Source organism: Cryptosporangium sp. NPDC051539 (genome assembly GCF_044454545.1).
Classification (GTDB): Bacteria; Actinomycetota; Actinomycetes; order Mycobacteriales; family Cryptosporangiaceae; genus Cryptosporangium.
The window spans coordinates 1-12,492 of record NZ_JBITDV010000027.1; the positions used below are offsets into that span (position 1 = coordinate 1).

The following is a 12,492-nucleotide window of genomic DNA, read 5'->3' on the forward strand; positions in this document are numbered from 1 at the left end:
TCACCAACATCGCCGCAGCCACCCGACACCACGCCCGCGACAGCACCCGACCCCTGGCCCTACTCGGCATCACCTAACGACTTTGCCGGGGCCCTGGGGCGGGCTGCCGGTTTCGTCGGGGGCCGCGGCTAGGCTGCGGACATGGACGCGGGTGATCGGGAGTTCGCGGCGTTGCTGACCCTGCTGCGACGGCGGGCGGCGAGCGTGGGCTGGAACGAGATCGCTGCCGACGTGGCCGCGGCCGGGAGCGCCGTCGCGCTGCTGGAGGAGCCTGCGGATGGGGCGCTCTTCGCCGCCGAGGACGCCGCGGAAGAACTCACGCTGGCCGAGGCGGACGTGCGAGCCTGGCACGAGGCCGGGTATCGCTGGGTCAGCATCCTCGATCCGCAGTACCCATCGCGTCTGCTCGGTATCCGAGAGGTCCCTCCGTTCCTGTTCTACGAGGGCAAACTGCGCATTCAGGACGAGGGAATGTCGGTCGTGGGCTCGCGGGCAGCTACCGACTGGGGTCTGAAGCTCGCAGCCGACGCCGCGCGCATGCTGGTGTCCGAGGGGCTGAGCGTGATCGCCGGCCTCGCCGCGGGCATCGATACGGCCGCGCACCGGGCCGCGCTGGACGCCGGCGGGCGTACCGTCGCGTTCCTCGGGACCGGGATCACCCGATCCTACCCGGCGTCCAACCGGGCACTGCAGCGCGAGATCGCCGAACGCGCGCTGCTGTTGTCGCAGTTTTACCCCGACGCGCCGCCGACCAAGCAGTCGTTCCCGATGCGCAATGCGACGATGTCCGGGTACGGGCTGGCCACCCTCGTGATCGAGGCGGGCGAGCACTCCGGCACCCGTATCCAGGCCCGCGTCGCCGGGGAACATGGACGGCCGGTCATTCTCACCGACCGGGTCGTCGCGGCCACCACCTGGGGCAAGGCACTGGCCGACCGGCCCGGTGTCTATGTGGTGGGCTCCATCGACGAACTCGCGCAGGCAATTACTGATGTCCGCGAGGCTCCCCGGCGGCTGATGAACGCGCTGGACGAGCTGGCCTCGGCGTGACCCGCCAGTTCCCAGAACCGATAGCGAAGGTCGGAACCGATCTCAACCACCTCGCGGGCAGCTACCTGCACTCAGTGACTACGGGTGACTGGTCGGCGTGCGAGATGTGTGCTCTCCCGGTCGACGACCACCGCTTGTGCGTCCAATGCCTCACGCACCGCCGCAGCGGACTGCCGCTCGCCGACCGAGCCGGCTTCCTCGTGTACGCCGACGAACCATCGTCGCAGACGTATCGCGCACTGCGCGGATACAAAGAGCCACGCACAAACTCGGTCTTCGAGCCGACCGTGCGGGCACTACTCGCGATCGGCCTCCGTGCGCACTTCACCTGCGCCAATATGCTCGCGGGCACCGCTGACAGCGGCTGGGCCGTAGTGCCCTCGACCAAGAACAGGACCACGCTGACCGACCTGGTACGAGGTCTGGCGAGGACGCCCCAGTCCGAGGTCCGGGCCCGCCTGGTCGGCTCGGGCCCGGGTCGTGCGCTGAAACCCGGAGCATGGGGCATCGAGCCCGGCGGACGGCCCCCGTCCCACGTCGTCGTGATCGATGACGCCTGGGTGTCCGGCGCAAGCAGCCAATCCCTCGCCGCTCTGCTCAAGCAGTCCGGCGTCGGTCAGGTATCGATCCTCGCTGTCGGGCGAGTCCTGTCACCGCAGTGGGACCCCAACAAAGCCTTCCTCACGAAAGTGCTGCCCACGATCCCGTACGACTGGACAGTCTGTCCCTGGACCCTCGCAGCCTGCCCGGCGTGACGCGAGCCGCCTCCGCCCGCCTACGCCTGGCTTTGCGGGACGTCTCCGCGTTCTCCGGCCTGCGTAACCATCGGTCGGACGCCTCGGTGGTGGCAAAGACCGCCGCAGCGGCGTAGTGGATCTGATCATGTTGCAGACGATCACGCACCGCGACGCCACCGACGGCATACTCGACGGCTACGGTCTGACCGTCGTGGACGAATGCCACAGCCTTGGCGCGCCTCGCCGAAGCCGCGATCCGCAACATCCGGGTCAGACGGTGGCTCGGCCTGACCGCTACCCCGTTCCGCGCTGACGGCATGGACGACATCGTCACGATGCTTGTCTGCTCTTCCGGCGCGAGATCGCCGCCGAACAGCACTTCTCGCACCGGCTCACCGTCCACCTCACCGGATTCACCACCACCGAACCCGGCGCCGACGGCGCCTCGATCTAGGCCATCGACGGCTAACTCGCCGCCGACCCGGTCCGCAACGACCTCATCGCCACCGACATCGGCGACGCCCACAGCCGCGGCCGGCACAGCATCGTGCTCACCAACCGCATCGAGTACATCGACCCCCTCGCCGCCCGCCTCCGCGACCACGGCCTGGAACGGCTGACCCTCCGCGGTCGGCTCACCAAGACCGAACGCGATGCCGTCCGGAGCACCCTCGCCGCCGACGAAGGCCGGCCGCTGGTTCTCATCGCGATCGACAAAGTCGCAGGTGAAGGCTTCGTCGTCCCCCGCCTGGACACCCTGTTCCTCACCAGCCCGGTCTGATTCAAAGGACTCACCATCCAGCGGGTCGGCCGCGTGATGCGCCAAACGAACGCCGCCAAGACCCACGTCGAGCTTCACGACTATCTCGACGCCAGCGTTCCCCTCCTCGAACGTATGCAAGGCAAACGCCGCCGCTTCCTCGCCCGCCGCCTCGCCTTCACCAATGCCTGATTTAGTGGTCGAGGCCGCGAGCCCAGGCGACGATTGCTTCCGGTGGCACGGCCTCCTGCGCGACCCGACCGGCAGAATTCCGGACAGGAGCGAGCTCGTCCCACAGCTCATCGCCGAGCCAGCCACGGCCAGAGGCTCTTGTCCAGTCGATGCGTCCCGATTCCTGCACGGGTCTGTCGGCCATCGCCGACCAGAGCGTCCTGGCCGGGAAGATCGCGAGTGCAGCAGCGTCTGCTGCGGTGCCGGCGATCTCCAGGCCGGTCGGGTCAAGGTCGCCCCAGTACCAGACGCGGCCGGTGACTGGGCCCCGCCCGCCGACGTCAACGCTCAGAGCGTCGACTTGGGAGGGAAACGTTTTGCCGCTTCCCCAGGCGACGCTGCCGACCGGGTGGTCGCTGGTCGCGCGGAGTTGTTCGACGGCCGCCCAATAGGTGTCGCTGTTCTCGACGACGAGGACGTCAGGGCCTTGCCCGACCAACGCTGCGGGAAGGGGTGCGGGGATCCGCACGCAGTGGAACAGGGCAAGGGCGAGCCGACCAGGTCCGAAGAGGTCGGTTTTCACCATTTTCTCGAGGCGCTTCTCGTCTCCGAGGATTTCCACGGACCGATATCGGAGGGGCACCGTCGGTGGGTTCAAGCCGCGGGTTCGCGCCAGCCAGCTGTTCAGAGCGACCAGATCGCGGAATCGATCTGCCGAGAGCGTGGGGAGCGTCGAGGCCCAGCCGAGTTCATGACTCCATGGATAGGTCATCCATTCCCGGCGTCGGACTGCTTGACGGGCAGCGGGGATCTTCACGAAGCGCGGCAGCGGCGGGCGCGTCGACTGATCCCAGGAGTCGGACGGAAGCTCGACCGTTCCGGCCTCAGCCAACAGGTGAAGCGCCGCGTAGAGCGCTGCGGTCTGCGTGGCGTCGCCGACAAGGCGTGGGGCCGCGATGAGCCAGAGGGACCAGACCCGGTCCAGGGTGATCTGGACGGACTCGGCCGCGCGCAAGGCATTACCCAGCGCGTCAACTTCGCCGGAGCGGACTGCTTGACCGGTCACCGCCGGACCTCGTAGCCGGTGGCCTCGACCCAGTTCTGCGCTGCGGTCGTCTCGTGCCCACCGGTGAGGGTCGCCGGGATGTCCTGGCCGTCGACGATTCGGTCGCGGAGGTGGAGGAAGGACAGATTCCGGCGTACGTCGCCGTCGTTGCGGAGCTTGACGATGACCGAACCGGGTCCGGTGAAGGCGGCGTCGACTCCGGCGTCGTTCAAGCCGGTGGCGCAGACCAGTTGCAGGCCGGTGTGGGCGGCGAGGCGGTGTTGCATGGCGATGAGTGTCTCGGCGGAGGCGGCACCGAACGGGTTGTCGAGGAGGAGAGTGCCGGGAGGGCGCCGACCGCCGGGGCGGTGCGCGCTGCGGACCCCGGAGAGCGCGCAGTAGACCAGGACGGCGAGGGTGAGGACTTGCCCGCCGGAGAATTCATGCGGAATCCGGTCCGGCGCGCAATAGACCACGCGTCCGTCGATGCGGGGTTTGAGGATCTCGATGGACCAGGCGCCTGCTCGGGCCCGGTCGACGACGGTGTCCCGGAGGGCGTCGGCGAGCCATCGCGCGCGGACGTCGGCTGAGCCGCTGCGCTTGGGGTTGCCGGCCAATTCCACGGCCCAGGAGTCGATGCGGTCGGCGAGGCGGCCGAGTGCCTCCTCGTCCGAGCCCCGTCGAAGCGGATCTTGATTGCCGGGGCCTCGGAGATGTCGCCGAGACCGGCGGGCAGCCGCGAGGCCCGGGTCACTTCCCGCAGAAGTCGTCGCTGCTCGCGGCAGAGTGAGAGGAGCCCGTCGCGCAGGATGGTCCGGTGCGTGTCGAGGCTTTCCAGGTCGCCTTTCGCGGATTCGGCGATCGCCTGGACCCGGCGGCCGAGCTGCGCAGCCTCGGCGATGAGGTCGCTGTCCTTCAGAGTCCGGAGCCGGATCGCGGCGGGGGCGTCAACGTGGCGCCAGCGAGCGTCTGAAGCAGCGGCACGGACCGCGGTGATGGCGTCGCGTTGCTGGTCACGAGCACTCCGCTCTGCGTCGTCCGCCGTCCGGTAGGTACCCAGCAGATCGCGCATCCGGGTCCGCGCGTCCGTGGTGGAACCCCGGTAGACGTGGTCGCCAGCCACCCGATCCGAGGTCCACATGCCGATGGTGTCGTTGAACGCGACGACGTCCGTTGCGATCGCGTCGTGCAATTCCTTCGCGTCGGTTTCGGCTTGTTCGGCGGCATCCCGACGATCGCGCACCGTGATGTTGTGACCTTCGAGCCGCTCGAGAAGAGATGGGATAGCTTCGGGCGTTTCCGGCTGCCAGTCGGTATGGGCCAGGTCGACGTGGTTCTGGCGGTCCGAGGCAGCCGGTGCTGCCTCCTCCACTGCGGCCGTCGCCTGCTCGGTGGCGGCTTCAGCGCGCACACGGGACTTTTCGGCTGCTGTGGCGTCAGCGTGGGCTTGCCGCTGGGCGCCGTTCAGGGATTCTCTCGACGACGCTTCAGTAGTGTCCGCGAGCTGGGTGGCACGCAGGATCGTGCTGGTCGCGAATCGATCGCGGCGATCGACCGCGTCCGCGAGTGCCTGCCGGGCCCGGCGGAGGAATTCGGCTTCGATCAGTCCGTGTTCAGCGGCAGACAGCTCGTCGCGGAGGCTGGTCCACTCCGTTTCGACGACGGCGAGGTTGCCGCCCGGGTCGGGTCCGGGGGCATCGATCCCTAAGCCATTTCGCTGTCGCTGCCAGGCTCCGCGGTCCGCGCGGGCTCTGGCGCGGCGCTCGACGGCCGCGTTGATCGCCTCGGTGGCGGCCTGCCGATCTGCTAGTGCGGTGTTGATCGCGCGTTGCGCGCTGCTCAGGTCGGTCTGGGCAGACAGCCGGCGGGCGGCGGCAGCTGCACCGGCCCCGGTCACCGCGGCCAGCTCAGCGGCACTGCCTGCCTTCTTCTCCGCCGCCGTCTGCTCGCGGCGGGCGATGGCGGCCAGCTCGCGGTTGTCGCGGGCGGCCCGCCGGTAGGCGTCGCGCTGCCGGACGAGTTCGCGGTGGTTGCCGTCGGCCTTGGCATAGTCAGTCACGGCTTGTGACTCCGCCGTGAGGAGATCGGCGCGCGTCGTCCCCGACCATCGCTCGGCGTGCACTCCGCATTCCGCCGCGACCGAGCGGTAGCGTTGCGCGGCTTGGCGGGCCGCGGTTGCGGCTGCGCCGTCGCTGGTCACGGTGGTTTCGAGATCGCCCCGGATGGTGGCGGCCCAATCGCGGTCCCAGGTCGCGCGGTGCGGTACGACCACGTAACGCATGTCGTCGCCGGGCCGGCTGGACTGTATGGCTACGAGTGAGGCCGTGCTGCTCACCGCTACCGGCGTGCGGGTGCGGAGCGCGGCGGTCTTGAGGCAGGCGACCGCGTCCGAGAATCGCGCTGGGTCCAGGACAACGACGCCGCCCGCGAGGTCCGGCCGGGCCTCGATCACCGCGGGCCGGTCGGCGGGATCGGGGATGTTGCGTTCGATCCAGCTAAGGCCGGCGACCGCTCCGATGCGCGCGGTGAGCAGGGTTTCCAGCACTGCGAGTGCGTCGGGCCCCGTCGGCGCGGTGCCGGCCTCGTCGAGGTGCGCGAGTTCGTCAGCGGCCTCTCGTGCTGTTTTCTCGTGCGTGGCTGCGCGGGCGTCTGCCTTCTGCGCGGCCTCCGTCGCCAGGTTGCCCGCGCGCTGGACGGAGTCGCTGTCCTCGGGCGTCCCGTTCAGGAGCGAGAGCACGGTGGCATCAGCTGCCAGGCGAGACAGACTGTCGTCGAACGCGGTCCTGCGTTGTTCTGCTTCGTCCGCAGCTTGACGTAGGCCGGCGAGCAGGGGCGTGTCGGCTTGCAGCGCCGCTTGGGTTGTATCGAAGTCAGCTTCGGCGGAGTCTGCCTCTGCGTCTGCCTCCGTCGCGGTGCTCTCGGCCGTCTCGACGGCTGCCCGCCACCGGGCTTCACATCGGTCCGGCGGCTCACCGGCCTTCCGCAACCCCGCTCGGGCCGCGGCTTCCAGCGCTTCTTCCGCGGCTCGGGTAGCTCGCTCGATCTCGCTGAGTTCGCGGCGAGCCTTTTCACGCAGCCGATCGCCGGCCTTCTCCTGTTCGAGCGCGCGGTCTCGTGCGGCCTCCTGATCGGTGACTGTGGTGTCGGCCGCCGTGATGGCCTCGCCGGCCTCTTTCACCAGCCCATCCAGACGCCCCGCCAGGGCGGCTACCGCGTGGGCGACCTGATCCCGTAACGGCCCGAGGCCCGCGTCGGCGGCCTCGTAGGCGAGCTGAGCCGAATCTCGGGCCTTGCGCGCTGTCGCCACGTCCAGGACGGCGTCCACCGCGGCCCATGCCTCGGCTTCCGCGAACGCCTGGGTCGCTGCCGTCGTCCGGGTTCGGAGGGCTTCGGTGGCTACCGCGAGGTGCGCTCGCGCCTGCTCCAGCAGAAGTTGGAGGCGAATGTCGCTGATCTGCGCATACTCGCGTCGAGCTTTGACCGCGGCCTCTGCCGCACGCGTCACCTCCGTCTCCAGCTCGGCCAACGCACGGCCGTCCTCCGCAACCCGGTTGGCCAGTGCCGTCGCGTGATCGGCTCCGGCGATCCGGGCGGTGAGCGCGGCGGCGGCGGCATCGGCCAGGGCGGCGCTTCGGACAGCGACATTCTCGACCAGCGGGGCGAGAGATCCGCCGAAACCGGCCAAGCCCTCCAGCTTCGGACGTTGCGCGGCGAGCTCCGCGTAGGGTCCGAGTTTCTTGGTGAAATCGGCGAGTTCCCGGTCGTCGTTGAGCGCGGCGACGAAGAACCGCACGACGTTGTCCGCGCTGTTGAACGTGGCGAGCAGCTTCTCCGCGCCGGATTCGGAGTCGTTCATCCGCATCTGGTAGCTGAAGAGGACGGGGTCCAGGCTCGTCTGCGCTTCCAGCGCGTCGGCCCAGTCCGGCTGCGTGCGGGCCACGACCCACCGGGATTTCGGATTGGCGGCGAGCAACGCCTCAAGCGCGGTGAGGTAGGACTCCAGCGTGTTGCGCCGCCCGTCCACGACGAACGGCAGGTCCGTGATGCCCGGCTGGGTGCTCCCGGTGCGGAACAGATACCACGCGCGCCGAAGGTTCGTGATCGAGCGCTGTTTGTAGCCGGGCTGCCGTCGCCCGTCTTTCCATTCCATGACCGTGCCGGTCACGACCCGGACGCCGGTGCTGGAGTCCTCCCACTCGCACACAACGTGCGAGGTGTCGCCAGTGAGCACGTAGTCGCCCAGGTTCTTCCCGCCGATCTGGGCGCGCGCGGCCGGGACCACGACGCTGCAGATGAGGGTGATCAGGGTGGACTTGCCGCCGGTGTTGGTCAGGGAGAGCAGCACACGGGCGGCAGCTCCGTCGCGCGTCGCGAAGTCCAGGTCGAGCGGATCGAACCGTGCGCCGTCAGGTCCGACGCCGTGCAGCCGCACTCGGCGCAAGCGCAACGGAGGGGTCGGCAGGCGGTCCCCTACCTGCGCGGCGCCTGGAGGAGCAAGCAGATCCAGGGGAAGCGTTGGCGCGGGGTCGGTCACGGACGCTCTCCGGGTTCGCTGCCATCGGCGTCGAGCAGTCCGTTGATCCGCGCGTACAGCTCGGAATCCTCCGCGAGATCGGATACGACATGACGGAACCGGGGACGGGCCAGCCATGTGCCGCCATCGACCTCACCGCGGGAGGTCAGGTAGCCGCTGTCGGCAAGGAATTTGCAGACCCGGTTTACTGCGCCTTGCCGGTCGCCGGTGGACCGCCGCTGGGCGTTGGCGCGTGCTGCGGCCAGCTCCGACCAGCGGCGCCACGCCTCTACGTCGTTCTCGTCGATGCTCGCATCCTCGCGGGAGGAATCGGCGTGGCGTTGCGCGGCACGGTCGAGGACATCGACCACCGCTTGCGTGGTGAAGACCGCCACGCGATCCGGGTCGTCGAGCATCACCGTCTCCGGATACGCGACGCGCGCGACCGCGAGAAGGACCGCTCCGATCACGGCGCGGTGGTGTGGCTGCGCCCGTTTCATCAAGTCCGCCGTGGTCACCCTCAGCGGCGAATCCGCCTGGGCCGTCGCGATGATCCCGTCGCGCTCGTCGACCGTGAGGTACATCCCCGCGCCGTTGAAGAAGTCATTGACGTCGGCCGCGAAGTCCGGGTCATTGCGATAACGGCCCACCAGCCGGTAGTAGTCCTCATGCCGGCCCGGCACCTCGCGGGGACGGGCTGCCCATCCCACGAACCGGCCGACATCGGCGGCGTTACCAGGATTCATCGACGCCGTCCCGTCCCTCGTCAACGTCGTCGGAATCATCGTCGGAGGACGAAGCGTGGCGGCGCTCCACCGGCCGGGCGATGTCGGCGGCCACGAGAGCCGGTACCAGCAGGAGATCGGACGCCCGGACGACGTCGGTCTCGATCCCGGATCCGGTGGTGATCGCCACCACGACTCGGTCACCGGCCGAGCGACCGGCCAGGTGAGTCGCCCAGCAACGGTGGGCGGCATGGGTGATCGCAGCGACTAGCCGCCACGGATCCAGCGAAACGCCGTCCTCGTCGCTGGTCTGTGCGGCGGATTCCTCGGCTCGCGCGATCAGCTGAGAGAGCAGAACGGGTCCGGCGATTCCATCGATCAACGCATCGGCAGTGGCCTCGTACGGCTCCCACCACGCGGGCTCGTCGTCGTCAACGATTACCGGAGGGACGAATTCCGCACCAGGCTCAGGAACTCGCGCCGGAGCACACAATTCGTCGGTCATCGTCGCCAGCGACGGCCACCACCGGGCCGAGATCCCACCCACCTCCGCGAGCATCCGGTCGGCGAGATCAGCGCATTCCGCAGTCGAACGGGCCAGGTACGGATGCAGGAGATCGGTTCCGATATTCGTGCGCCGGCTCGTCCGAGGCGCTCGTGCCAAGCGGTCATCGAGCGCAGCCCGCAAGCGGCCTCGCGCACCGATGAGATGCCGATGCAGCTCGTCGTGCCGATGCCGGCACTCCCGGAGGATCTCGATCAACTGATTGGCCGCGACCAGTCGCACCGGGTCGGCCAACCCGAAGCGTCGTTCCGCGACGGCCTCCATCAGCGCGGCCTCGGCCGCGAGCCGCTCCCGGACGTGAGCCAGCGCCGCGTCGAGGAGGACCGGCACCCCTTCCACCCAGTCGTGGGTGTCCGGGTCGATCATGGTGTCGGCGATAATCCGCCGGATCCGCTCCTGATACTGGATCGACCGGTACCGGGCGTGCCGGGCGATCTGCACTGCCGAGTCCACCGCGCCCCGGGCGATCAGCGCCGCCAACTGCGCTTCGTTCGCGATCTGCGCGGCCTCGATGTCCAGGTCGAGGGCTTCCACGAAGATATTGATGGCCTGCTCGGAGGCGCGTAAGTGCTCGATCCGCTCCTCTCCTGCGGTGTGCACGTAGAGGAGACGGAACCGTTGTGCCCGCCACTCCGGTCCGTCATCGCCGTGAACGAGGTATGGCACGACCTCCATCTCCGTGGTTACGAGGGAGACGACGACCCGATCGGCCACCGCACGCCACTCACCGGGGACGGCGTCCGGAGCCTGACGGCCTGCTTGCCCGACCGCGTACTCCACGGTCTCCTCCCACGTCCGGCCTTCCGAGATCCCCATCGCCAGCGCCACCTGATCGATCACCGCCAATGCGATGTTGAACAAGTCGTAGCGATGCCAGAAGTCCCCGTCGAGGCTGGCCTTCGTACGCTCGATATCGGTCAGGACCTGAATCGGGGCCAGCGTGCGCCGCCGGCGCGCGATGGAGGCATCGTCCGTCGGGATCGTGATGTCCCACCCGATCGCCTCCGCCGGCAGCTCCCACGCGGCGGCCACGTGCCCCTCCCCCGGCGAGTATCCGTCCTTCACGCGCATAACCCGCGATGTAGTAATCCTACGAGATGGTCTGCCTACGGTATGTATCCATTGCCCGGTCAGATCGATACCTTCGGGCAGGCCGACACGCCTTTGCTGACCCGGCCAGCACGCAGTCGAGAAGTTGAGAAGTTTCCTGGTGCGCTGCCTCCCGACCCTTCTGGCACTACGAGCCGTCAGCACCCTCTCACCGCTCGCCCTTCAGTTCTCGTCGATCAAGGCGCCGATCGTGGCGGCGCTGCCGGAGAGAGCCAGGAGGGTTCCGTCCGCGGCGGCGGTAGCGATCACTCGCGCATCCGCGCGTCCTCGAACGGCCGCAGCGATCAACCCGCGTTCGTCGCGGCCAGGCAGTGGCGAGGCAGAACGGGCCTGACGGCGGGCCCCTCGACTCGACGATCGCGGCCCGGAGCCTCGCCTCATCGGTGGCGGTGCGCAAAGACAGCGGGCCGGTCGGCGTGGGAACGGTGAACGAATGCCCGCGCCATGCCCGGCCCAGCGCGTCGATGCTCTCCAGGCCGGCGAGCGCGGATTGCCGGGTGAGGCCGCTCGACCGAATCGTATCGACGGTCTGGGGCAGACCGGCGAAGGTCAGCAGCCGGGCGTCGTGGGCTGCTTCGGTCGGCTCGTCGGCCGAGCCCGCGGGGATCTCGGCCGTGATGCTGCGGAGGGCGGGCGTCCCAATACGCGATCAAGTCTTCGTCGAGTTCGGTGGCTGCGTCCGGGGCATGGAGCTCAGCCACGATCTCCCCGCGGTCGTCACTTCGGATCTCCCCGCTGAGCTCGACGGCCGTCACTCTGACGTAGCCACTGGGGGTGGCGGAGGCGCCGATGACGATGCGGCGGGTACGCACCCCTTGTAATGCCGCTGGTAGGGAGACCTGGCGGGCGCCGCGCGCGAGCTGGCCGATACTCGTGCTGCTGCTCTTGGAGCCATTGGCCTCGACGATCGCCAAGTCGCCGATCTCGTTGTCCACGACCCGGTACCAGTAGTAGTCCGGGCGCTCGGCACCGAGTTCCTTCTCCAACACCTCGAGATACGGGTCGTAACGCACCGCATCGCCATCGACGACCCGAAAGTCGCTGCCGACCAGCAGCAGCTCCACCAGGTCGGTCGCCAGCGCGATGCCGAGGTGCTCCGAGAGCACCGCACGCTGATGACGACGGACCTCCTCGGTCAACTCCGACAACCGCAGATGCGCCTCGTCGGCGAAGAGCCAGAGGTACCGCGCGATCGCCCACTGGCTGCTCAACCGCAGCGCGCTGAGCCCCGGCAACCCTGCCGTGCCCGCCTTCCGGAGCCCAGGTAACGCACTGGTCGTCCTTCCGAGTCCGTGCAGCAGGTCCAGCTGAATCCCACCGGTCCGATAGCCGCCCAGCTTCTCGAACTCCGGAACCGGCGCCACCCGCAGCGGCGCTCGCGTCCGCCCGCGCCGCTTCTTGTCGTTCAGAAGGCGGTCGTTGACTCGGTCGGCCATCCGGGGCTGGAGTCGACGGCGAAGTCGGCGAAGCGGTCGAGCCCACCGGGCGGCCGATCGGAATGCGGAACCATGGTCGAAGCTTGGCCCACGATCGGCGTTCCGATTCCCGGTGTCTCCGACTGGCGGTCCTTCGAAACTACGCCCGCCGCTACTTCTCCGACATCTGGCAGGTCGACCTCGCGGAGCGCAAGGTCGAGGTCGCCGGTCAGGCGCCGTGGAAATTCGACCTGGTGAGCGCCGACCGCGAGATCGTCGGCGACGTGAAGGGGCTAAAGAACATCGCCGTGACGGCCGCAAAGTGGTGAACGATCGCCGAATACATCTGGCTTCTCTAGAAGGTCGATGCACGCCAGACGTTCATGGTGTTCGGTCAGGAC

General features: G+C 68.8%; 10 protein-coding genes. 3 read left to right on the top strand and 7 right to left on the bottom strand.

The window, feature by feature from the left end:
• Positions 1-141 precede the first annotated feature (141 nt).
• Together ACIBZJ_RS42765 and ACIBZJ_RS42770 are read left to right on the top strand one after the other, a co-directional pair.
• Complete coding sequence (locus ACIBZJ_RS42765; RefSeq protein WP_395939352.1) at positions 142-1,050, top strand: DNA-processing protein DprA; 909 nt, start codon at positions 142-144, stop codon at positions 1,048-1,050.
• A gap of 74 nt (positions 1,051-1,124) precedes the next feature.
• Positions 1,125-1,805, top strand: coding sequence for a hypothetical protein (locus tag ACIBZJ_RS42770; RefSeq protein WP_395939353.1), 681 nt, complete (start codon positions 1,125-1,127; stop codon positions 1,803-1,805).
• Here ACIBZJ_RS42770 and ACIBZJ_RS42775 read toward each other — a convergent pair.
• From ACIBZJ_RS42775 to ACIBZJ_RS42805, 7 genes are all read right to left on the bottom strand, one after another.
• Positions 1,732-2,646 carry a hypothetical protein gene (locus ACIBZJ_RS42775; RefSeq protein WP_395939354.1) on the bottom strand — a complete coding sequence of 305 codons (915 nt, stop codon included), beginning with the start codon at positions 2,644-2,646 and terminating at the stop codon, positions 1,732-1,734. The genes ACIBZJ_RS42770 and ACIBZJ_RS42775 overlap by 74 nt on opposite strands.
• Before the next feature lie 94 nt (positions 2,647-2,740).
• Positions 2,741-3,784: a Wadjet anti-phage system protein JetD domain-containing protein gene (locus ACIBZJ_RS42780; RefSeq protein WP_395939355.1), complete on the bottom strand. Its 1,044-nt coding sequence runs from the start codon at positions 3,782-3,784 to the stop codon at positions 2,741-2,743.
• Positions 3,781-4,050, bottom strand: a complete 270-nt coding sequence (locus tag ACIBZJ_RS42785) for a hypothetical protein (protein WP_395939356.1) — start codon at positions 4,048-4,050, stop codon at positions 3,781-3,783. The genes ACIBZJ_RS42780 and ACIBZJ_RS42785 overlap by 4 nt, the downstream gene beginning before the upstream one ends.
• The gene (locus ACIBZJ_RS42790) at positions 3,993-8,195 is read right to left on the bottom strand and encodes a hypothetical protein (protein WP_395939357.1); all 4,203 of its coding nucleotides are present in this window, start codon (positions 8,193-8,195) and stop codon (positions 3,993-3,995) included. Before ACIBZJ_RS42790 ends, ACIBZJ_RS42785 begins: the two co-directional genes overlap by 58 nt.
• Positions 8,196-8,293: 98 nt before the next feature.
• The gene (locus ACIBZJ_RS42795; protein WP_395939358.1) at positions 8,294-9,022 is read right to left on the bottom strand and encodes a hypothetical protein; all 729 of its coding nucleotides are present in this window, start codon (positions 9,020-9,022) and stop codon (positions 8,294-8,296) included.
• The gene (locus ACIBZJ_RS42800) at positions 9,009-10,820 is read right to left on the bottom strand and encodes a hypothetical protein (protein ID WP_395939359.1); all 1,812 of its coding nucleotides are present in this window, start codon (positions 10,818-10,820) and stop codon (positions 9,009-9,011) included. Before ACIBZJ_RS42800 ends, ACIBZJ_RS42795 begins: the two co-directional genes overlap by 14 nt.
• A gap of 233 nt (positions 10,821-11,053) precedes the next feature.
• Positions 11,054-12,112 (bottom strand): hypothetical protein, encoded by a 1,059-nt coding sequence (locus ACIBZJ_RS42805; RefSeq protein WP_395939360.1) that lies wholly within the window; start codon positions 12,110-12,112, stop codon positions 11,054-11,056.
• Between the two features lie 83 nt (positions 12,113-12,195).
• Between ACIBZJ_RS42805 and ACIBZJ_RS42810 the strand changes: the two genes are divergently transcribed.
• Positions 12,196-12,420 (top strand): hypothetical protein, encoded by a 225-nt coding sequence (locus ACIBZJ_RS42810; RefSeq protein WP_395939361.1) that lies wholly within the window; start codon positions 12,196-12,198, stop codon positions 12,418-12,420.
• Positions 12,421-12,492 lie beyond the last annotated feature (72 nt).